At 51.4% G+C, this 21192-nt stretch carries 20 protein-coding genes; 8 read left to right on the top strand and 12 right to left on the bottom strand.

Features of this window, described 5'->3' with window-relative positions; all coding sequences use genetic code 11:
• Positions 1 to 6 precede the first annotated feature (6 nt).
• The 6 genes from ACJJIR_RS21210 to ACJJIR_RS21185 are packed head-to-tail and all read left to right on the top strand — an operon-like array spanning position 7 to position 4647.
• Positions 7 to 507: an ApeN family LolB-like membrane protein gene (locus tag ACJJIR_RS21210; RefSeq protein ID WP_444906734.1), complete on the top strand. Its 501-nt coding sequence runs from the start codon at positions 7 to 9 to the stop codon at positions 505 to 507.
• 2 nt (positions 508 to 509) lie between these two features.
• Positions 510 to 1670: a beta-ketoacyl-ACP synthase gene (locus tag ACJJIR_RS21205; RefSeq protein WP_444906733.1), complete on the top strand. Its 1161-nt coding sequence runs from the start codon at positions 510 to 512 to the stop codon at positions 1668 to 1670.
• Between the two features lie 5 nt (positions 1671 to 1675).
• Positions 1676 to 2122, top strand: a complete 447-nt coding sequence (locus tag ACJJIR_RS21200) for a hotdog family protein (protein ID WP_413663951.1) — start codon at positions 1676 to 1678, stop codon at positions 2120 to 2122.
• On the top strand, positions 2123 to 2851 hold the full coding sequence (fabG, locus tag ACJJIR_RS21195; RefSeq protein WP_282930472.1) for a 3-oxoacyl-ACP reductase FabG: 729 nt from the start codon (positions 2123 to 2125) through the stop codon (positions 2849 to 2851). It begins immediately after the preceding gene.
• Positions 2851 to 4077, top strand: a complete 1227-nt coding sequence (locus ACJJIR_RS21190; protein ID WP_444906732.1) for a beta-ketoacyl-ACP synthase — start codon at positions 2851 to 2853, stop codon at positions 4075 to 4077. Before fabG ends, ACJJIR_RS21190 begins: the two co-directional genes overlap by 1 nt.
• 36 nt (positions 4078 to 4113) lie before the next feature.
• Complete coding sequence (locus ACJJIR_RS21185) at positions 4114 to 4647, top strand: acyloxyacyl hydrolase (protein ID WP_444906731.1); 534 nt, start codon at positions 4114 to 4116, stop codon at positions 4645 to 4647.
• 54 nt (positions 4648 to 4701) lie between these two features.
• Here the strand turns inward: ACJJIR_RS21185 and ACJJIR_RS21180 are convergent, their stop codons facing one another.
• The 3 genes from ACJJIR_RS21180 to ACJJIR_RS21170 all read right to left on the bottom strand — a co-directional run bounded on the left by ACJJIR_RS21180 (position 4702) and on the right by ACJJIR_RS21170 (position 6771).
• Complete coding sequence (locus ACJJIR_RS21180) at positions 4702 to 5100, bottom strand: ApeA family protein (RefSeq protein ID WP_282930469.1); 399 nt, start codon at positions 5098 to 5100, stop codon at positions 4702 to 4704.
• A gap of 23 nt (positions 5101 to 5123) precedes the next feature.
• Positions 5124 to 5615, bottom strand: a complete 492-nt coding sequence (locus ACJJIR_RS21175) for a hypothetical protein (RefSeq protein ID WP_444906730.1) — start codon at positions 5613 to 5615, stop codon at positions 5124 to 5126.
• Between the two features lie 274 nt (positions 5616 to 5889).
• Positions 5890 to 6771, bottom strand: a complete 882-nt coding sequence (locus tag ACJJIR_RS21170; protein ID WP_444906729.1) for a LysR family transcriptional regulator — start codon at positions 6769 to 6771, stop codon at positions 5890 to 5892.
• Between the two features lie 124 nt (positions 6772 to 6895).
• Here ACJJIR_RS21170 and ACJJIR_RS21165 point away from each other — a divergent pair, with 124 nt between their 5' ends.
• The gene (locus ACJJIR_RS21165; RefSeq protein ID WP_413663957.1) at positions 6896 to 7672 is read left to right on the top strand and encodes a ferredoxin--NADP reductase; all 777 of its coding nucleotides are present in this window, start codon (positions 6896 to 6898) and stop codon (positions 7670 to 7672) included.
• Between the two features lie 139 nt (positions 7673 to 7811).
• Entirely contained in the window at positions 7812 to 8375 is a 564-nt protein-coding gene (locus ACJJIR_RS21160) for a lipocalin family protein (RefSeq protein ID WP_444906728.1), read from the top strand.
• Here the strand turns inward: ACJJIR_RS21160 and ACJJIR_RS21155 are convergent.
• From ACJJIR_RS21155 to ACJJIR_RS21115, 9 genes are all read right to left on the bottom strand, one after another.
• Positions 8364 to 10055 carry a hypothetical protein gene (locus tag ACJJIR_RS21155; protein WP_444906727.1) on the bottom strand — a complete coding sequence of 564 codons (1692 nt, stop codon included), beginning with the start codon at positions 10053 to 10055 and terminating at the stop codon, positions 8364 to 8366. The two genes, ACJJIR_RS21160 and ACJJIR_RS21155, sit on opposite strands and share 12 nt — an antisense overlap.
• Complete coding sequence (locus tag ACJJIR_RS21150; protein ID WP_444906726.1) at positions 10052 to 12280, bottom strand: hypothetical protein; 2229 nt, start codon at positions 12278 to 12280, stop codon at positions 10052 to 10054. Before ACJJIR_RS21150 ends, ACJJIR_RS21155 begins: the two co-directional genes overlap by 4 nt.
• Complete coding sequence (locus tag ACJJIR_RS21145; RefSeq protein WP_282930462.1) at positions 12273 to 13493, bottom strand: BatA domain-containing protein; 1221 nt, start codon at positions 13491 to 13493, stop codon at positions 12273 to 12275. Before ACJJIR_RS21145 ends, ACJJIR_RS21150 begins: the two co-directional genes overlap by 8 nt.
• 1 nt (position 13494) lies before the next feature.
• Positions 13495 to 14397, bottom strand: a complete 903-nt coding sequence (locus ACJJIR_RS21140; protein WP_282930461.1) for a DUF58 domain-containing protein — start codon at positions 14395 to 14397, stop codon at positions 13495 to 13497.
• A 5-nt stretch (positions 14398 to 14402) separates the two neighbouring features.
• On the bottom strand, positions 14403 to 15401 hold the full coding sequence (locus tag ACJJIR_RS21135; RefSeq protein WP_282930460.1) for an AAA family ATPase: 999 nt from the start codon (positions 15399 to 15401) through the stop codon (positions 14403 to 14405).
• A gap of 2 nt (positions 15402 to 15403) precedes the next feature.
• Positions 15404 to 16129 (bottom strand): DUF4159 domain-containing protein, encoded by a 726-nt coding sequence (locus ACJJIR_RS21130; protein ID WP_282930459.1) that lies wholly within the window; start codon positions 16127 to 16129, stop codon positions 15404 to 15406.
• Between the two features lie 214 nt (positions 16130 to 16343).
• Entirely contained in the window at positions 16344 to 17975 is a 1632-nt protein-coding gene (locus ACJJIR_RS21125; protein ID WP_444895546.1) for a TldD/PmbA family protein, read from the bottom strand.
• Positions 17976 to 18002: 27 nt separating this feature from the next.
• On the bottom strand, positions 18003 to 19334 hold the full coding sequence (locus ACJJIR_RS21120) for a TldD/PmbA family protein (protein ID WP_444895545.1): 1332 nt from the start codon (positions 19332 to 19334) through the stop codon (positions 18003 to 18005).
• 35 nt (positions 19335 to 19369) lie between these two features.
• Positions 19370 to 21001 carry a TldD/PmbA family protein gene (locus ACJJIR_RS21115; protein WP_444906725.1) on the bottom strand — a complete coding sequence of 544 codons (1632 nt, stop codon included), beginning with the start codon at positions 20999 to 21001 and terminating at the stop codon, positions 19370 to 19372.
• Positions 21002 to 21192: the final 191 nt, after the last annotated feature.

The raw sequence follows: 21192 nt of genomic DNA, 5'->3' as shown, positions 1-21192 counted from the left end.
GGGTGTATGTCCACAGGGGGGAGGAAAGAAGAGCTGCAAAGTTGGCCTTTGGCCCCGTTATTGAGCGAGGGACCGCGCCAGCTCAATCAACATTTACGCATTGTCTATCAAGGCGATGAGTATGAATTGATGGCGGCTACTTTCCACACTATGGAGAGTTTAAAGCTATCTCTTCTCAGCCCTGAAGGGATAAGCCTGCTGGATGTTACATACGATGGTAATGAGGTCAGCACCCATTACCACATGAGTAGAGCAGAGAGAGTGCCACCAGAGAAATTGCTGGCAGATATCCAGTTTGTATACTGGCCAATTGCCCAGCTTCGTGAAGTATTACCCGTAGGCTGGAATTTGGACGAGGCTATTGTCGAGGGAATTTACACGCGAAAACTCTCACGCAATGGTGAAGTGAATTCAGTGGCTCGCTATAGCAGTAAAGATATTTGGAGGGCCCAAATTGAGCTGGAGCACAAACTACTGGGTTATAGGTTAAGCATTAGGAATTTCTAAGTATGAAAAATTTCTATCTTAATCATATGGGGATCATCTGCACTCTGGGAAATACTGCTGAGGCAGTAGCTAATTCCTTGTTCGGTGATGAGAGTTCTCATATGCAGGTCGATGAAACCTATTTGCCACAATACAGAGGGAATCTGGGTATTGTACACGGGAAGCTGCCTGATTTACCGAGTTCGTTGCAAGATTACCACTGCCGCAATAACCAGCTGGCTATGGCTGTGCTGACTCAAATTGAAAGTGCAGTCGCTGAACTAATAGAAAAACATGGTGCGGGCCGAATTGGCGTTGTGATGGGAACCTCAACCTCGGGAATAGACTCAGGTGAGGCCTACTTAAGTGGTGAGAAAGAGACCGGATATAATTATCGGCTTCAACAGCAAATGGCTGGTTTAAGTACCTTTGTTGCGAAGTACCTGGGAATCCAAGGCGTTCAGCTCACCGTCTCCACAGCTTGCTCGTCCAGTGCCAATGCTTTTGCCTGTGCCCGGCGCCTTATCTCAACCGGTACTTGTGATGCCGTTGTTGTTGGCGGTGTGGACTCCCTCTGTGGCATGACAGTCCGGGGTTTTCATAGCCTGGGGGCACTTAGTGCCGGCCAGACCAATCCTTTCAGCGTTAATCGGGATGGTATTAACCTCGGTGAAGCTGGAGCAATGTTTGTGCTTAGCAAAGAGCCTGGTCCTGTGGTTCTATCCGGTGTTGCTGCCACGTCTGATGCCCACCATATGTCGGCCCCAGACCCAGAAGGACGTGGTGCGGAAGCCTGTATGCGCGGGGCTCTGGAGAATGCTGGCTTGGATACCGCCGACATTGATTACCTGAATCTTCATGGTACGGGAACGCCACATAACGACTCTATGGAGGCTCTAGCCGTTGAAAGAGTGTTTGGAAGCAAGCTACCGTGTTCTTCCACAAAACCTCTCACCGGGCACACACTCGGTGCTGCAGGCGCTCTTGAAGCGGCTTTTTGTTGGCTTGCCTTACAATATGATCAATTTCCCCGCCATCAGTATGATGGCCACTATGATCCGGAGATAGTGCGACTGAACCTGTATCAAGGCCACGAGGCTCCTGGAAAATTGCGCTATGTAATGAGTAACTCTTTTGCCTTTGGTGGGAGTAATTGCTCGGTAATCTTGGGCAGTCAGAGGTAAAATAGATGCACAAATATACTGCTGAAGAACTGGTTCCACACAGTGGAAATATGTCACTCCTCGATGAAGTGATCTCTGTAGGCGAGGAGCAGCTACAGGCAAAGTTGCGAGTTCGTGATGATGGAATATTTTCCCGCAACGGTCGTGTTCCCGCTTACGTGGGCATTGAATATATGGCCCAATCCATCGCAGCCTTCTCCGGATATCATGCAAAAGAACAGGGTAAAGACGTTCGCCTGGGTTTTTTACTGGGTACTCGCAAGTTCCTGTCAAATATCGAGAGTTATCGCTGCGGGGAAGAATTAACAATTGATGTCCAGCGCATTCTCCAGGCTGAAAATGGCATGGCGACATTTGAGTGTGTGATAACCGGCTCATCTATCGAGCAGAGCGCGCGGCTTAATGTTTATCAGCCGGATAACGTAGAACAGTATTTGAAGGAAAGAAACTAAATGTCAGAGTGGGTTTTAGTTACCGGTTCCAGTCGTGGTATTGGCCGGGCGATTGCACTTCAGTTAGCTGAAGATGGCTACGATATTGTTTTACATTGCCGCAGCCGCCGTGATCAAGCAGAGGAAACAGCAGAAGAGATTGCTAAGTTAGGGCGAAAAAGCAGAATTTTGCAGTTTGATATTGCCGACCGGGAGCAAGCACGGGATGTCTTATTGGAAGATGTCGAGAGTAATGGCTGCTACTACGGCATTGTGTGCAATGCTGGTGTTACTGCTGACAATGCTTTCCCTGCGATGCCTGCAGAAGATTGGGATTCTGTTGTACACACCAATCTGGATGGTTTCTACAATGTTTTACACCCCTTAACCATGCCAATGGTCAGGCGCCGTGCGCCCGGCCGTATTGTCGTGATGACTTCTGTATCCGGCATTGCTGGAAATCGCGGCCAGGTAAATTACTCCGCATCCAAAGCGGGTTTGATCGGTGCGAGTAAGGCATTGGCGTTGGAGTTAGCCAAGCGAAAGATTACCGTGAATTGTGTTGCTCCGGGCCTCATTGACACCGATATGTTGGATGAAGACTTGCCCGTTGAAGAAATTTTAAAAATGGTGCCTGCCCGCAGAATGGGTAAACCAGAAGAAGTGGCGGCAACTGTAGCGTTCCTGATGCACGAACGTGCCGCTTACATCACCCGTCAAGTTATCTCAGTAAATGGTGGTCTCTGCTAATGAAGCGCGTGGTTGTTACAGGAATGGCCGGAATATCCCCTATCGGCCAGGGTTGGGACTCGGTTAGTCAGGCTTTACAGAGCGGTCTTTCAGGCATTTCCTACATGGAAGACTGGGATAAGTATGAGGGGCTTGAAACCCGACTGGGCGCGCCGGTAAAGGACTTCGAAAAACCGGCTCACTACAACCGTAAACGTGTGCGTAGCATGGGGCGCGTTTCATTAATGGCGGTTCGCGCCAGTGAGATTGCGCTTGAGGATGCGGGATTGTTGGATGACCCCATTCTCAAAAGTGGTGCTGTCGGAGTCTCCTATGGCTCGTCAGCAGGCACTCCGTCAGCAGTGGCTGATTTCGGCAATATGTTGATAAATCACCGCACCGACGGCCTCAATGCGACCAGTTATATAAAAATGATGTCCCATACGGCGGCGGTCAATATTGGGGTATTTTTCGGTTTGTGTGGACGGGTTTATACCACAAGTTCCGCTTGTACCTCTGGAAGCCAGGGGATTGGGTATGCCTATGAGGCAATTCGCAATGGTAGCCAAACCATTATGGTGGCCGGTGGTGCAGAGGAGTTGTGTGCAACTGAGGCTGCGGTCTTTGACACCTTATATGCGACTTCAACAAAGAACGACACCCCTGAATTGTCTCCTCGTCCCTTCGACCGCAACCGGGATGGATTAGTTATCGGCGAGGGCGCCGGTACACTTATCTTGGAAGAGTATGAGCACGCGATTGCCCGTGGAGCCAGGATTTATGCAGAGGTCGTAGGGTTTGGAACCAACTCTGATGGCAGCCACGTTACCCAACCTCAATCGGCAACTATGCAGGTGGCATTGCAGCAGGCAATAGCACAGGCTGGGGTAGAGACTAGCGAAATAGGTTATGTCAGTGCGCATGGCACAGCTACGGACCGAGGCGATATTGCGGAAAGTCACGCAACCCGTAATGCATTTGGGCGTGCAGTACCCATAAGCTCACTTAAGAGCTATACCGGTCATACATTGGGTGCCTGTGGCGCATTGGAGGCTTGGATAAGCATTCAGATGATGCGTAACGGTTGGTTCCATCCCACGATTAATTTGGCAGAGGTTGATTCTGACTGTGCGGAATTGGATTATATCCAGGGCAGTGGAAAGCACATCGATACTGAGTATGTGATGAGTAATAATTTTGCCTTTGGCGGAATCAATACATCTTTAATATTTAAAAGACGTATTTAATTTTTCTCTTAGAGAGCTTTAACCTAGGGATAGCATATGAAGTGGGTACTGGCTGTAGTTTCGACAATTCTTTTGGCTCAGCCAGTTACTGCTGATGAACTCTTAGTGAGTTTTGGCGGTGGCCCGCAACCTGATTCAAGTCAGAATAATAAAACCTACGGGATAGATTATTCCTTTAAAACATTTAAAAAGAGTTACCGTCAGCATATTGATATAGGTGTTAGCTATACTGAGCTAACTACTGATGCTGATGAAAATAAACGTATAAGAGCGTTTTCCATCTATCCTCAATTGAATCTATATCCCAGGCAAAGAAGTTGGGGGCAACCTTATTTCTTTGTTAGAGCGTTGGGTCCTAGCTATATTTCCAGCAACCAATTGGGAAACCGTCGTCAGGATAATAACTTTTCTTTCCAGGCACAGGTTGGATATGCTGCGCGAATTAACTGGAGAGGGAAAGAAGATCTGGTGCTAATGGTTTCCTGGAAACACTTCTCCAACGCCAACCTGTTCAGTGACAATGATGGAATAGATATTCCGTTTGTTATTAATTTGGGCATGAAAATCTGATTTCCAGTTAAGATAGTTCCCCAGTAGTCACAGCTACTGGGGATATAAAAGCTATCAAATGGACAGTTCTTTTATAATTGCGTCATTCAAATTTCTAACCCAGCGATTGTAGTTTCTGTGAATGGTGTAATATTTTTCACTATAGTCAAGCATATCGCTGTCTTTATAGGTGATACTATAACTATTAAGGTTATATATAATATCTGCTTCAGCATGATGCTTGCGAACGTTAATGGTGGCTAATATTTTCCCAGGAGCAACTTGTTGACAAGTCCAGTTTCTCGCGATACATCCTGCAATAATTGATGTTTTAATTGAATCTTGAGTTTGAGCTGACCCGTCAAGACGATCGGGAATTAATCTACTTTCAATATTCATAACCGGATTACTTGTACAGCCAGATACTATTAATGCAAAGGCTGCAATAGATATAGATTTAATAATATAATTCATGAAATTTCCTTATTGGGGTGAAGCTAAATTTTATGGTTTCTAGAGATCCACTTGGCTACATCATTACCAAGGGTGTGAACACAACGTTCGAGAACACTGCAGGAGCTTTTGAATTTATAAAATAAACCTCCACTTGAATTTCTGGTGGTCTTGAGAGTATCTATTAAGTCGCCGTTTTTGTAGAGTTCAGCCTCAATTGAGACTGATTTTTGATGGCTACCTGAAATATATCTTCCGCTATATGCATTGAGAATTGTTAATTTAAGACTGTATCCCTCTGATTGAATATCCAACTCTGGGTCTAGTGAACTGGCAACTCCATGTTTACCAAGAAATTTCTTGGTTGAGCTAGAAAATTGATAACCAAGGTTATTACACTCTTTAACTATATTGGATGCAATTAATTCTTCGTCGTGATATTCGGCTTTTTTATTGATGGAAATCAGGCCATTTCCGTAAGCGGATAGTGAGAGGCCGAAAACAGCACCAAACAATAAAATTCCTTTAATCTTCATATAATCTCTTTGTAAGTAAGGAGCAGACCACTTAAATAATCATAGATAAAACTATAAGTTGGGGAGGTCGTCTTAGGTTGCGTAATTTACCAAAATAAGTAGATGGGTAGTAGATCTTGAATTGATGATGGACATGGATGAGAACTCATCATATGCAAAATTCAGGGTTAGCCCATATGGCTTATAGGCTGAAATGGTGTAATTCTACTGATTTTAAGAAAGCTAGATAACTCTATGATTTAAATACAAATTTTCTCAAATAATTAATCTTTTTTTATCCTGCTGAGTCACATAATTCCATCCATCGCTTAATTCCCGCGCTTCTGTATTTTTGTCGATGCAGGACAAAATAAAACTCTCGATGAAAGTCTCTATGTGGTACGGGTAGCTCAATAAGTGAGCCGCGCTTTAAAGCATCAGTTAATGAAACACGGGAAAGGCAGCTGATTCCCAATCCCGCTTCTACGGCTCGCTTGATCGCTTCTGTATGCTGCAATTCCAATAGGATATGTAGTTGTGGCAATAGCCCTGCCATGGCTCTTTCAAAAGTCTGTCGCGTTCCAGAGCCCGATTCCCGGGTGATCCAGGTTGCACTGATCAGGTCTTTATCGGCGAGGCGCTTGCGGCCTGCCAAAGGGTGGTTTGGTGCACAGAAAACAACCAGCTCATCATGGCGCCAGGGGATGATTTCCAGATCCGGGTGATTGATCTCTCCTTCAATTAATCCCAGGTCCAATTCAAAATTGAGCACCCTCTCGGCAATCGCTGCGGTATTGGCAACTTCCAGTTGTACTTGAGTACCGGGCTGCTCTTCCATATAACGAGCCATCACGCTGGCAGTCAGGTAGTTGCCAATGGTCAGGGTGGCTCCGATCTTCAGGCTTCCCAGTTCCCGGTGAGTGGCCAGTGTCTGCTCAAGTTCCTGGGCTCGCTCCAGGAGTTCTTCCGCCCTTGGCCACAATTGCCGTCCCAGTTCATTGAGACGCAATCGCTTACCGGTGCGCTCGAACAGGCGCAACTCAAACTGCTGTTCAAACTCTTTCAGCGCTGTGGAGGCTGCGGACTGGGACATACTCAGGCTCTCCGCAGCACGACTGACATTTTCGTGATGGGCACAGGCAAGGAACACCTCTAACTGGCGGAGCGTGTAGCGCAAAGGGATATCTCCAGTTGATCGTTAAAATAGATAAGGAATATCGAAATATCCCACTTTGCCAATAGATCTTCTAGGGCTAAAATTCAACTATCAAGAGACTCGTGGAATAACCGGTTTTAAGTTTATGTCCAAATTGAATATAGAGAAGGTGTTGGAAGTCCATCACTGGAACGACACACTGTTTAGCTTCAAGACCACCCGGGATTCGGGTTTTCGCTTTGAGAACGGACATTTCACGATGATCGGTTTGCAGCAGGACAATGGCCGTCCACTGCTGCGCGCCTACTCTATTGCTAGTGCCAACTACGAAGATGAGTTGGAATTCTTCAGTATCAAGGTTCCCGATGGCCCCCTGACCTCCCGCCTGCAGAAGATTAAGCCGGGCGATGAGATCTACGTGAGCCAAAAACCCACCGGTACTCTGGTGGCGGACCACCTGCTGCCGGGCAAACGCCTGTGGTTGCTGTCCACGGGTACTGGCTTGGCACCTTTCATGAGCATCATCAAAGATCCCACGGTCTACGAGCGTTTTGACCAGGTAATCCTTACTCACGGTGTTCGCTATGTTTCTGAGCTGGCTTACCAGGAGCAGATCGAGAACGAATTGCCGGAACACGAGTACTTTGGCGAGATGGTACGCGAGCAACTGCTTTACTACCCAACCGTGACCCGTGAGCCCTATCGGAATACTGGCCGCCTGACTGATCTCATGCTGTCCGGAAAGCTTTTCACCGATCTGGGTGTGCCCAAGCCGAGTGTTGAGGAAGATCGCTTTATGCTGTGCGGCAGCCCGGCAATGCTGAAGGATCTCACCAATATCCTCGATGACTGGGGATTCAAGGAGACCCGCGCAGGTGTACCTCACGAGTATGTGATTGAGCGCGCTTTCGTCGAAAAATAAGTTGGTCAGTCCAGCGATAAAAAAACCACCCTCGCGGTGGTTTTTTTATGGGTGAAATACAGATTCCCGAAACTATCCTGATCTTGTGAAACCCCTGCCTTCTATTCTGACTTGAGGGGAGCTTGCTGGGAGTGGCTAGATGAAGCTGTTTTCACTGGGTGTATTACTGATTTCCTTTTTCTGGCTGGGTGCCTGTACCCGGGTGCCGGAGGGGGTTGAGCCTGTCCAAAACTTCCAGCTTCAGCGATATTTAGGTCACTGGTATGAGATTGCTCGATTGGATCACTCATTCGAGCGCGGCCTGACCCAGGTAACTGCCGACTACAGTCTCAACCATGATGGTTCTGTCGCGGTGATTAATACCGGCTATTCAAAAGCGCGTGATGCCTGGCAAATGGCGGAGGGGAGGGCCGAGTTTGTCGGCCCGAAAAATGTGGGCCATTTGAAAGTCTCTTTTCTTGGCCCCTTTTACTCATCCTATATCGTGATTGCTCTATCGGATGACTACCAATACGCGATGGTATCTGGCTACGATAAATCCTATCTGTGGATATTGTCCCGCACCCCAACCATGCCCAAGGATGTGTTGGAGCAGTTTTTACAGAAGGCCAAAGCTTTGGGGTATCCCGTCGACCAGATGATATTTCCCAAGCAAGAGGCTAAGCCCGGAAATAAGCCCTCGGTGCAGCCCTCAGGGTCGTGATCTGTTCAAAAGCCTGCGTTCCCGCCACCAGCTTATACACACTAGTAACAGCAATATAAGGGCCGGCCATTGGCGCCCCAACAAAACCCTGTTTGCCTGATTATTTGCTTCTGGCCCCAAACGTGCGGCAGACATTAGTTGGGTTTCCCTGGCATTCAGGGACTGCTGCCATAGAGGCCAGTCCTCTTTGGCAAAGATATAGAAGTCTAGTACCGACTCCCCTTCCAATTCAGTCCAAAGCTGGTGCCAACCTGAATTTTGGGGCCAGAAGCTGTAGCACTGACCCTGGGAACTTCTGCTTGCGGCGATTCCTTTGGTAGAGCGGGAGCTATCTTGAAACTCTGATAAGAATGGACTCTGATCAGAAAAAAGTGGGCTGCATAGGGTGATGCGTTCTTGTGTACGCGGTAACTCATTGGAGAGGATTACTGGCTGCTGACTACCCAAATGCTTGAGTTGGTAATCAATAATGGACTTCCACAGGCTGGCGAATTCAGTAGTAAAGCCACTGGTTAGCCAGCGATGGCTGTCACTAAATAGGATAAACCCCAGGTGTTGTGTCTCAGTCGAACGCCCCCAGAAATGTGGGGACTCTCCATTGCCCAGTAAAAAGTCGTAGGAGCCGGGCTGTGTGACTTTGAAGCCAAGATTACGCAGTGGGGGAATCTCTGGATTGTCCGCTTTTTGGTAGCCAAAGCCGGAATGTAAGTGGGTGGCTTCTTCCTTTTGTAGAGGCATGGATTGGGCAGCAGCGTACTGGAGAAACTCTTCAGAGCTATCGCTAGTGACTAACCACAACAGTGACTTTGTAGTGGCCAGCTCGTTGAGCTGACGCTTTTGCAGAGCAGAAAATTGTGGCCACAAACTGCTGTCGAGTATCACTAAATCGAAGGGACTTTCATTCGTGAATAAATCTGCAGACCCGGTAAGTGGAAGGCCGTTGAGAGTTTCTTTTCTTATGATTTCAGGTGCCAACTGGGTCATCACTTGTGCTGTTACACCGGATTGGCGCAGCCAGCGAGAGAGGGCTGCCGTCTCAAAAGAGGGGCGTGCCAGCCACAGTAATAATTTGGGTTGGAGCGGTTCTCGCACCAGGATGGGTAAAGGATCTGTATGGGTTTCGCCGGCTTCGCTTTCCGTCCGTACCCGGTATAGCTGGGGGCCCGCGAGTTTTGGAGTGGCAGTGAGTTGTGCCTGAATTGTTTCTCCCACTTTCAGCTCAAGACTGTCTTCAATATGGCCGTAGGGATTGAGCAGGCTAATTTTTACGTTTTCAGTCAGTGGCTGGTTGTTGTGAACCTTTAACTTTAAAGAATCACCAAAGGTAATTTGCCGCTGCCAGTCCAATTCCCAGCGGCCATCAGATTCCAGGATCTTCGATAACTCCAGACGCACCGGTGCCAGGTCCCGAAGTTTGTCGCGGCCGAGTGGCTCCCCATTGAGAGAGATATTTTCCACACCATTGAGATTTATTGGATGTGAGCTCGCCAGCTGTTTGCTGTTGATAGAGATATTGCGCTCGGTGGGAATGATCGCCGGCGGCTGCCAGAGCATCCAGGCACTCAGCCAAATCGCCAATTGCAAGCCATAGTCGAACGGCTTGGTACCTCGGCGGCGCAACAGTACGAGTGATGTTAAACAGGCCAACAGGCACAGGCCGGGTATCAAGAAATCAATCACAATGATTTCTCCCCTTGCTGGTGTAGCCAACGGCTGAAATGGCCGTCGGCCTCAGTTTGCAAAGGCAGTGAAGGCGCAGACTCCGGTGCTGGCAGTAGCTGATAGAGCAGCTGATTCAGGGAGTTCGTGCAATCGATGCAATTCGGTTGCTGGTGGCGCTGCTGGTATAAACGCAGCTGTTTGGACAGTTCCAGGCCGAGATCTATTGATTGCTCTGCAGCTAGCTCATTTATCTGCACCAGCAGATCGGTATCGAGTTCGGCGCCAGAGTCTACTTGGGCCATTAGGGCGAGTACCTGTGCTCTTTGTTTTTGTTCAAAGGCACTGTCGACAGTTTCTAGCGTTACGTCTTCCCGTTCACCGCTAAGCCGGCGGCTTTCGTCTATGGGGGGCGCCTCGAACCCGACTCTTTGTAAGTAAATACGCGAAGCCTGCTGTACCTCCTTGATAAAGCGCAGAGCCCGGTGCTGGTGGGGCAGGGAGGCTTGGGGCTCTATAACCGACAGGTCGCGCCAGGAACTCCACATGGCATTCAGCGCGTTGCGCAGTAGCTCCTTGGTTTGGGGATCGAACAGGGTGGCATGCTCTGAGCTGTCATGCCGGTGTCCGGCAGAAGCAGCTATGCGCTCTGCCTGTTGGAAATGGGAGTCTCGCTGTGCAAAGGGAGTGGCATTTTCTTCGCCATGTGATTGGTGCTCACCTTGTTCTGTATGATCGTGGCTATGGCCGTGTTCGGATTCTTCTTTATCATCGTGCTTCTCGCTCTCTGCGCCAGAATGCTCCGCTTCCGAATCCTCTTCGCCGAGAAAGCGGCCGTAGCGCATGCGCAGCAAATTCTGTTCATAGGCTAAACCCTCGGAGCGTTTGCGAAACTCCTGTGGATGCAGCTGCTCTCGCTCGGCTAGTAGGGCCTCGGTGTCAATAATCAGCTGGCGTTGGCTGCGGAAGTACTCCGGTAATATCTTAATCGCCATCCCCTCGCTGTCACTCAGCCCGAAAATCTCTTCTTGCGGCCAGCGCAAGATAAAGTGTTGGCTCTTGGCAACGTTGGCGCTGGGCTCGCGGTTATCCCTGGCTTCCAGATACCAGTAGAGTTCATCTCCCGCTTCCATGGAAAACTGGTGGATGGGCAGGAGGAAATCGTAGCGAGCTGCTTTCTTATCTTCCGAGGAGTTTGTTAATAAAGCAGTGGGTTGCAAACTGGTGAGAGCAATACGCTCTTCGCGAAAGCGTAAATTTTCCCCGGTGCCGCTGGCGAGGGTGACCAATAAATCCGCAGAACTCACCTGGTAATCATCATTAATGATTACTTTCACGGGAATACTTTGAGCGCTGCCTTGAATCGTATCGACGCGCAAGCTGGGTGCCTCAAAGGTAAACTCCGGAGCATTGTCTTTTTGCACCCGAATATTATGAATTTCCGGCAATAGCATTTGGCTCTCCGCGAGTTGTACTGAGAGCTGGTAAAAGTCTGCTTTAGCGATTGTGCGTTGTAATTGCCATTTTTTACTGGGTAGATCACCTAGTGGAGAAAAGGCGAAGCGCTCAGTTTCGGCCAGCATTTCCAGCCCTTGCACCGGTTGATTCAATTCAAGTTGCCACTCGACCGCAGACTGCTCCGGCACGTCGACTTGTAGGGATTGGCTGTCGGCTGCGAGCCCAGTGTAGGCGGGCGGCTGGATATGGGTTGCCGCGCGGGTTATGGCGAGCTTTTCGGCAACGGGAATAGCCGTATTTTGTTGCGTGGTCTCAGTTTTATCCCCGGTGAAGTGAGAATCGCTCAGTACAAATAACAATAGTCCCAGGCAGGCACCAAAAGCATTTGTCAGGGTACTGCGGAGTTTTTTTGGACCGAAAAACGACCGGTCGCCACTTTCCAGCAGTTGTTGCAGCTCTGTTTCGATACGCGTGCGCTGTAATTGCTGCAATGGACTTAGGTTGGTTTTCTGTTGGCTAAGCAACTGGCTGCTGTCTTGCAGCTGTGGATATTGTCCATCCAATTGTCGACATAGGCTTTCAGGGCTTGGGCGCCAGCTGCGATCCAATAGAATTGCTACAACAATAATTCCGAGCCAGGCGAGCAATAGCCACTGTGGCCAGCCGAATACAAAAATGCCCAAGCCCGCCAGAAGGCTGAGGCCAGTGGCAAGCCAGAGATAGGGCCACAGGGCTGTCAGTTGCCAGCGCCTGCGCACAGCGTTAAGGGTGGACTGGTGCTTATGCATGGTCGGCCTCCCTATTACTATCGATTGCCATGATGGCTGGGGGACGAGATAGGGCAATTAGGCGTTCAAAAGCCAGAAGTAACAGTAGGGCGGCTATTAACCAGGGTTGTAGTTGTTCAATACGGCGGTTTTCTACCTCGCTGTCTTCTACAGGAAGGCCTGCCCCAGCTATGTCTGCCACTACTTTATTGGCAGACCAGTGGCCACGATTTTGGTGTTGCAGAGCCCAGTCTTGCCCAGACCAGTGCTGCCATAAACGTTCAGGTAAATCTGCGCGGCGATAAAAGGCCTCGCTGTACCAGTCACTTTCGTAGCGCAGCCAACTTCCCCGTCCCACTGAGGCCGCTTGAGCTGACTGGCTGTTATCCACAGCAACGAAGTTGAGATTATCGGCAGGGGGGATGCTGTTGTCGGTGATTAACAGGCTGCCATCTGAAACAAATTCCAGCACGGCTTGTGGCAGGGGAGCGGGGCCCGTGTAGATCAACCAATCTGCCTGCTCGGCATTGGGTGTCTCTTCTTGTTCCTGAATATGCACCGATAGTCCCGGCATATTGCTTTGCCAGTCTTCCAGCACTGGCGCCCACCAGCTGGGTGGTTTGCCCATTAAAGCGATACTCGGTAATACCGGGCTCGGAGCTATGGATGTTTTGTCGAGGCCGTGCCACTGCCAATGGGGACTGACTCTTAGTGCCTGGTGGGATGCTGGAACCCCGTTGTTTATCAACAGGATATGAGCCCTGCGCAAATCCGCCCGGCGTGATAGTACTGATAGAGTTTTCCACAGGTCCACATTTTGTGGTGGGGGTGAGGTTACGGAAGGTGTTTCTGGGGATAACCACAGTACTTTATAACCTTCCCCGACAAGCTGTGGCAGTGAATTGTGGATAAATGTATTCGCTTCGCCCGCCCCAATTCTGGGGTCTACCAGTATCACGCCCTCTTGGGGATAAATTTCCCGTTTAATCAGCGGCTGTGCCAATAAACCTGCCAGCAGTACGACGATTAGCAGGCGCAATAGCAGCAACCACTTGTTATCCACAATAGGGCGGCGCGCGCGACTCTGTGAATATCTTTGTACCCATTGCAGCGCAGCAAAGGAGATCTGCTGTGGATTACTTCGGCGCAGCAAATGAATGGCGATAGGGATAATCAGGGCTGTGAATAGCCATAGCCACTGTGGGGATTGAAATAAGTTATTTATCCACAACATCTCAGCACAACCTGCCGTGCAGCTGAATAAATTGCCGCAGTGACTTTTCCACAGGCTTCTCGATAAGGTCGGTCTGCAGTGAACACTCCTGTGCGGCAAAGCGTGCTTTTAACTCGCTCTGTGCTTGAGCAAAAGTATCCAGGTAAGACTGGCGTTGCCGCTCGGCGTCTACTTCTAAAGTTGCGGGCGTACCGGCGCTTACTTCTGGATTGAGCAGCTTTAGCTCTCCGACAAAAGGAAAAGTCTGCTCGGCTTCAACTAACAACTGCAGTGGCAGGCAGGGGCGGCCGGCGGCATGCAGGCGTGCGGCAAAATCGCCGATCTCATTGCCCTGTTGAAAAAAATCACTCAGTAACACCACCTGACAGGGGCGTTCAAAGTATTGCCACAGCGGCGCCAGTTGAGCGCGATCTGGCCAGTGGCCGCTGGCGTCGAGTTGTTGTAGCTGAAGAGCGATTTGACGCTGGTGGCTCTCGCCCTGGCCTTCGGGCACATAAACCGTTCTGCTACTGTTAAACGCCAATAGGGAAAAGCTGTCTCCCTGGGCGTTGAGCAGCCAGCACAGGCTGGCGATCCAGCACTTGGCGTAATGCAGTTTATTCAGGCTGGGCTCGATAAAACTTGCCTGGCCCAGGGAGGCGCTGCTATCGAGTACAAAGCACACGTGCATACGGCTCTCCTGCTCGGTCTCGCGCACATAGTAGCGATCGCTGCGGGCGAACAGTTTCCAGTCGATATGGCGGATGGAATCACCCGCTTGATAACCTCGGTATTGGTGAAATTCCAGGCCGGTGCCACGGCGCTGGCTGTGTTGCACACCGAGCATTACGCCCTCGGCGATATGCCGCGACAGCCATACCAGATCGCGACAACTGGCCAGGGTTTTGGGGGACAGGTATTCCACGCTGATCAGTCCCGGCCCGGTTCCGGCACCGCCGTCAGTAATTCATCAATCAGCTGTGGCATCTGCACGCCATCGGCCTGGGCCTGGAAGCTGAGCAGCACCCGGTGGCGCAGCACTGGCAGTAACAGGCTGCGGATATCCTCGCGGGTGATGGCGAGGCGTCGTTGTAAAAGGGCGCGGGCCTTGGCGGCGAGAATCAGAGCCTGCCCCGCGCGGGGGCCGGCGCCCCACTTGATCCACTGTTGCAGGGTATCGCTGCCGCTGGTTTCCATACGGGTAGCGCGCACTAGTGCCGCCACGTAGCAGTACAAATCGTCGCTAACATGAATTTCCCGCACCAGTTGCTGCATTTCCCGCAATTGCTCTGCATCCAGGCTGGGGCTGGGTTTGACCCTGCTGGCACCGGTGGTGGAGCGCAGGATTTCAACTTCATCCCGCTCATCGGGATAGTCGATATGAATATTTAACAGAAAGCGGTCCAGCTGAGCTTCTGGCAGTGGATAGGTACCAGCCTGCTCGATGGGATTTTGTGTGGCCAGTACGAAATAGGGATCGGGCAACTTCAATGTTTTACCGCCCACCGTTACCGAGCCTTCCTGCATGGACTCCAATAGGGCTGCCTGGGTTTTCGGCGGCGTGCGGTTAATTTCATCGGCGAGCAGGATATTGGTGAAAACCGGGCCCTGCTGGAATTTAAAAAAGCGCTTGCCGGTGCTGTGATCCTCCTCGAGGATCTCACTGCCGAGAATATCTCCGGGCATTAAATCCGGGGTGAACTGTACCCGCTTAAAATCCAGCGCACTGGCATCGGCGAGGGTTTTTACCAGCAGGGTCTTACCCAGCCCCGGCACCCCTTCGAGTAGGGCGTGGCCGCCGGCCAATAGGCAGATCAACATCTGCTCCACCACGGGTTTCTGGCCGACAATCACTCGCGCAATCTCTTGTTGGAGATTGTCGAGGCTGTGCAGTTGTTCTTCGATACTATTTTCCAGGGTGGTCAGCATAATCAGCTCGTCAGTGCGTAAATAACAATGTTCACCGCAAATTTTGTGTTATCGATGGCGAGCCAGCGTTTGTTGCGGTAGTCGTAGTCCCATTCGCAGCCGAAATCTTTGTTGCTGTAGAGCACGGCGATACGGCCGTTTACAACAATGGCTTTCAGGTAGTCGTGTACCAGATCATCACCCCAGCCATTTAATTCAAAGCTGGTTACCGGCAATTCATCGAATTGAAAGAAACAGCGGTAGAGGTCGTGATTGTCCGGGAGTTTTTGCAGGCAGTCTTCGCCAAACAGCTCGGCCATTTGCGCTTCGAAGGATTTGGCAAAGAGACCGTCGATATCGTGGTTGCAGTCGTCGACAAATACAAAGCCACCGCGATTGACGTAATCGCGAAAATTCTTTGCCTCTTCCGTAGTGAATTGCACCAGCTTGTGTCCGGCCAGGTAGCAGAAAGGCGCCAGCAGCATTTTCTTATCGGCCAGCGGCACTATGTGCTCTTTGGGATCAACCCTGAGATTGGTGTATTCCACCAGTGAATTGAGCAGGTTGGAAGGCATGCGCTGATCCACATCCCAGTCACCGGATTCGTACATCAAGCGGGTGAAATAAAAATCGTAGTGCTCCTGTGCACTACCCGGTGCTGTATTTTGTGCGCGTGTGCCCAGAGGCAGCGCTGCGGCGCAGCTACCCAGGATCAGGCGCTGAAGAAAAGCCTTGCGGGTGAGGGACACGAGATAACTCTGTTACTGCGTTGGTTTTTATTGTTGAGAGCAAAGGAAAGAAGGTGCTCCGTTCGAGACATGCTGTAAATACATCCCTGTACGCTCGTAATCGGCATCCATGCCTCATTCGGTCTCGAACGGAGCACCTTCTTTCCTTCTACCCATTTATTTTCAATGCTGGGAGCTGACTGGTTTGCTGGCCAGCTCCCGCCTGGATCAATGGCTAGCCCAGCTTGCGCTTGGTGTTAATCACATTGATACCGTCGAAGCGCGCAGTGGAACTACCGTGGGATACCGCACTGGTTTGCATCGGCTGTCCCTTACCGTCAAAGAAGGAACCACCCAGGCGGTAATCATTCTGGTCGCAGACCTGCGAACAGGCATTCCAGAATTCCTGGGTGTTGGACTGGTAGGCGACATCCTCCACCATGCCGGTAATCTTGCCGTCTTCAATCTCGTAGAACAGCTGTCCACCAAACTGGAAGTTGTAGCGCTGCTGGTCGATGGAGAAGGAACCGGCACCCACAATATAAATGCCTTTCTCCACATCCTTGATCATATCGTCGACGCTCAGCTCCTCCTTGCCAGGCAACAGCGAAACGTTGGACATGCGCTGGAATTGCACGCTGGACCAGCTGTCGGCGTAGCAGCAGCCGTGGGATTCCTTTTGCCCCAGCATATGTACCTGGTCGCGGGTGGCCTGGTAGTTCACCAGCACACCGTCTTTTACCAGATCCCAGTTGCGGGTCTTCACGCCTTCATCGTCGTAGCCGACGGCGCCGAGAGAGCCGGGCTGTACCTTATCGGCAAACAGGTTGACCTTGTCGCTGCCGTATTGGAATTTGCCGCTGCGCCATTTATCGATAGTGGCGAAAGAGGTACCGGCAAAATTGGCCTCGTAGCCGAGCACGCGGTCCAGCTCCAGTGGGTGGCCGACGGATTCGTGGATGGTGAGCCAGAGGTGGCTTGGGTCCAGCACCAGGTCGTACTTGCCCGGTTTGACCGATTTAGCCGTGAGCTTTTCCTTGGCATGTTGCGCCGCCAGGCGTGCGTCTTCGGCCATATCGTAGGAGTCGCGGTAGAGCACTGTCTGCGCTTGGATCTTGTCTTCGGCGCGGCCATCCAGGTATTCAAAGCCGCGTCCTACCGGCTGGCTGAGGCCCTGGCGGGTACGGAAGCCGCCAGTTTTCTTGTCCACTGCGGTGACCGAGAAGGGCGCCCACAAACGGTGGACATCCTGGTCGATATAGGAGCCGTCGGTAGAGGCAAAATACTTTTGTTCATTCACCAGGTACAACATGGAATTGATATAGCTGGCGCCGGCATCCATAGCGGACTTGTTCACGTCCATTAACAGGTCCACCTTGTCGGCCAGGGGGATCTGCATAGCGTTTTTCTGGATCGGTGTCTGCCAGCTCACCTCGCCGTGGCCTTTTACCGGAGCCAGCTGTACTGGCTCCTGCTGGTACTTGGAGTTGGCCTTGGCGGTAGCTACTGCCTGGCGGGTGGCGCGGGCGACGCCATCGGCTGTCAGGTCATTGGTGGCAGCAAAGCCCCAGGTGCCGTTGGCAATAACCCGAATCCCCATGCCGATAGATTCGGTGTTCACCACGTCCTGCACTTTCATCTCGCGGGTGATCACGTATTGGTTCAGGTAGCGACCAATACGCACATCGGCATAAGTGGCGCCGAGTTTAGTGGCGGTATTCAGGGCGACATCGGCAAATTCTTTTTTTACAGAGAGATCAATACCGCTTTGTGTCAGTTTGCTCTCGGCGACCAGATTGCCGGACAGCGGCAACATGGAAACACCCAGGCCGGCACCGCTGAGCTGGAGAAATTTTCTTCTTTCCATTTCGTTATCCTCGATGGGTGCTGGCTGTTATACGGCGTCGGAAAGGCTGCTGAAGGTGAAGTCGCGCACTTTCAACGCGGGAATCATGGCGGACATGCCCCACATACCCACTCGCTGGGGGACGCCCATATCTTCGATATTGTTGAGCATGATTACCGGGCTCTCGTTGAAGCGGAAGTTCTTCACCGGGTATTTGATCTTGCCGTTTTCGATATAGAAGGTGCCGTCGCGGGTGAGGCCGGTGAGCAGCATGGACTGTGGATCGACCATACGGATATACCAGGTGCGGGATACCAAAATACCGCGGCGGGTATTTTTGATCAGTTCTTCGGTGGTTTTATCGCCGCCGATCATAATCAGGTTGTTGGGCTCGGGGACCACTTCGCCTTTGCTTTGCTCGGCCCAGTAGCGGCTGCGCGCCAGGTTTTTCACTACGCCGTCTTTCACCCATTCGGTGCGTCCCAGCTGCATAAAGTCACCGTCGGTCCAGGGTTGAGCCGGCACATCGAGACTGGTGGGGTCGGAGTAGAAATTTACGCGCTTGTCGAACATCTTCTCGCCGGTCCGGTTGCCGCCGCCCTTTTTGCTCATAAAGCTGCGGCCCTCGTCGGCACTGCGCGCATCGAAGCCGCTCATCATGTAACCCACCAGGCCGGACACCGCATTGGGCTCAAGGATCACGGTGTACTTGCCCGGTTCCAGGGCACGGGCTTCCTGGGACAGGACCGCTTTGTCGATGGCGACAGAGGAGGTGCTGCCGGTATTCATTGCACCGAAATCGGTAACGTCACTTTCGGCCCAACCAGAACCCAGGCCATTCTCGGTGCGCATAGTTACAGTGAAATTGGCAGAGGTAGAAGCGTGGTAGCCGAACAAGCGTTTACTGGTGGCGACTGCAGCAAAAGAGCGCTGGTCTTCCAGGTAACCTGCGGCAACCACTTTCTTTTCCTTGGCTGCAATAATGGAATCTGCCGCAGCCTTGGCGCGCTGGTCTGGAGTGATATCTGCAGTGGACTTGGCGAAGCCGTCTACGCTGACATATTTCTGCGGTCCCAGCATCGGCATGGCTTCCGGGTTTTCCGGAGATAGCTTGGCCAACTCTTCGGCGCGACGCATCACTTTTTCCAGGGAGGCATCACTGAATTCATTGATAGTGGCCACACCGGATTTCTTGCCGAAACGGGCTTCTACGGCCAGCTCGATATCATTGACGATACCACTGGTGGAAACGCTGTTGCGCGCGTAGCGAATATTGCCGGTTTCGCTGCCGGCCAGCTGCGCGCTGGCTTCATCAGCGCGGCTGTATTTTAAAACCTTGTCGAGAATACGCTTCGCTTCACTTCTACTCAGAATGGCCATTGCCTTTTCTCCAATTACTTATTCTTGTGCGCCGCTCAGGAAATCTTGCGCTTGGTATTGATTACATTAATTTGGTCAAAACGAGTGGTGGAACAGCCGTGGGAGACTGCACTCACCTGGCTCGGCTGGCCCTTGCCATCGAAGAAGGTTCCGCCCAAGCGGTAATCGCTGCTGTCGCAAATCGCCGAGCAGGAATTCCAGAATTCCTGGGTGTTGGACTGGTAGGCGACGTCCTCAACCTGGCCGACGATCTCGCCGTTTTTGATCTCGTAGAACAGCTGCCCGCCGAATTGGAAGTTGTAGCGCTGCTGATCGATGGAATAAGAGCCGCGTCCGACAATGTAAATGCCTTTTTCCACATCGCGGATCATGGATTTTGCCGAGTATTCTTTTTCGCTTGGCGCCAAAGAGACATTGGGCATGCGCTGGAACTGCACACTGGACCAGCTATCGCCATAGCTACAACCGTGGGATTCCTTTTGGTCGATCATATGCACCTGATCGCGGGTAGCCTGGTAGTTCACCAGGATGCCGTCTTTTACCAAATCCCAACGCTTGGTTTTTACCCCCTCGTCGTCATAGGCGACGGCGCCGAGGGAGCCCGGTTGCACCTTGTCGGCAAACAGGGTGACCTTATCGCTGCCGTACTGGAATTTACCGCTGCGCCACTTATCCAGGGTGGCGAAGGAAGTTCCCGCATAGTTGGCCTCGTAACCCAGCACGCGGTCCAGCTCTAATGGGTGACCCACAGATTCATGGATGGTCAGGCACAGATGCGAGGGTTCCAGTACCAAATCGTACTTGCCCGGATCGATGGACTTGGCTGATAGCTTGGCCTGGGCTTGCTCGGCTGCAAGCACTGCATCCTCAGCCATATCATAGGAAGCTTTGTAGAGCGTGGTCTGACCGCGAATCTTGTCTTTGTCGTGACCGGCCAGGTATTCATAGCCTCTTCCCACTGGGTCACTGAGACCGTTGCGAGTCTTGAAAGCACCGCTCTGCTTATCAACAGCGGTCACCTGCATAGGTGCCCATAGGCGATGGACATCCTGGTCAATATAGGAGCCGTCGCTAGAAGCAAAGTACTTTTGCTCATTCACCAAATACAGGGAAGAACGGATATAGCTGGCCCCGGCTTTGAGTGCCCCATTGTTAACATCCATCAGGAAATCGACTTTTTCACTGATGGGGACCTGCAGGGCATTTTGTTCGATAGGTGTCTGCCAGGAAACCTCGCCCACCCCTTTTACTGGTGCCAAACGCACGGGCTCAGTTTGGTACTTCGCATTGGCCTTAGCTACGGCAACTGCTTGGCGCGCGGCAAGGGCAACGCCATCCGCTGTAAGGTCGTTGGTGGCGGCGAAGCCCCAGGTACCATTGGCAATCACACGAATACCTGCGCCAAGGGATTCTGTGTTGATGATATTCTCCACGTTGGTTTCGCGGGTCATAACGTACTGGTTCAGATAGCGGCCGATACGCACATCGGTATAACTGGCCCCGGCCTTGCGCGCCGTATTCAGGACTACATCCGCCAGGTGTCTTTTATGGGAGCTGTGCATGCCCTCATTGAGCAGCTGCTCCGCGCTGACCTGAATGCCCTGTAGAGGCAACAAAATACCACTGGAGCCGACGCCGGCGATCTTGAGGAATTTTCTTCTTTCCATTGGCTACCTTTACCCCACGAGAGCACGAGCACTCTCTGCGGGTACTTATTGTTATTACGACTGACGCTGGAGGCCGTGTGTGCGCGGAGGTCAGACTTTGGATACGCACAACTAACAGGACCAACCTAAAGTTGTAAAGTACTCGCTCGGTAAAGTGAAGTTTCGTAGGGGTAAGACGTTGTGAGGGTGGA

Source organism: Microbulbifer maximicatervae (SeqCode), assembly GCF_052467385.1.
The sequence above is the reverse complement of the archived record's forward strand: the minus strand, read 5'-3'. Positions and strand labels throughout refer to the sequence as shown.